Source organism: Streptomyces sp. SPB074 (assembly GCF_000154905.1).
In the GTDB taxonomy this organism is placed as follows: domain Bacteria; phylum Actinomycetota; class Actinomycetes; order Streptomycetales; family Streptomycetaceae; genus Streptomyces.
The window spans coordinates 6,342,965-6,343,769 of the sequence record NZ_GG770539.1; the positions used below are offsets into that span (position 1 = coordinate 6,342,965).

Annotated in this window: 2 pseudogenes; one reads left to right on the forward strand and one right to left on the reverse strand. The window is 76.0% G+C overall.

Annotated features, from left to right (window positions below):
- Positions 1–158 (forward strand): annotated as a pseudogene (locus SSBG_RS27070) (GNAT family N-acetyltransferase); the annotation flags it as partial.
- 105 nt (positions 159–263) lie between these two features.
- On the opposite strand, the pseudogene SSBG_RS27075 reads toward SSBG_RS27070, so the two are convergent.
- A pseudogene (locus tag SSBG_RS27075) lies at positions 264–706 on the reverse strand (DUF6194 family protein).
- Between the last annotated feature and the right edge of the window lie 99 nt (positions 707–805).

Below are 805 nucleotides of genomic sequence, written 5' to 3' on the forward strand. Positions count from 1 at the left end.
CCGGCGAGGCCGAGATCCACCTCCTGCACCAGGAGGACAACACCGCCTCGTGCCGCGTCGCCGAGAAGAGCGGCTACGCCTTCCGCCGCCTCCTGCCCGCGTTCCCGCCCGCCTTCCCCCGCGACGGGCACCTGCACGTACGGCACCTGACGGCCTGACCCCCGCCACGCCGCGCGCCCCTCCCGACGCGGCACACCGGCGCGCCCCGGGGCTCCCGCCCCGCTCTCCCGGCGGGCGTGGGCGCGGGGCGGCGGGGGCGGGTGCTAGGCGTGGCGGCGGGTGTGCCGGGCGCGTGCGGCGTCGTGGGCCTCGCGGAGCAGCGTCAGGAGCGTGTCCGTGGTGCGGGGTCCGGGGTTGACGACGGCGAGCCAGCCCTGCGCGCCGTGGAGCGGGTGGGGAAGAAGACGTCTGTGGCCGCCGGATCGTGGGTGTCGCCGGGGGCGAGGCGCCGCACGGTGGCGGGGCCCGTGTGGACGTTGACGCGATGGCGGCCGGGGGCGTCGAGGCGCGAGGCGGTGTCGCCCGGGAGGTCCTTCGTGAGGACGGTGCCGTAGGGCTGGATCCGCGCGGGGACCCAGCCGTCCGGCGCGTAGTAGACGAAGGCGTCGCCGTGGGCGAGGGGCGGGAAGCCGCTGTCCGGGCCGGGGACGAGGACGAGGGCGCCGTCGAGGCGGCGCACGGCCGCGAGAATGTGCTCGATACTCATGCTTCGAGCATGACCTTCAAGTGCTTCTGTGGGGTTCATCCATGAGCGAGGCGCCACCGCTGCGCACGGCCGACCTCGTCCGCCGCTCCGGCTACTCGT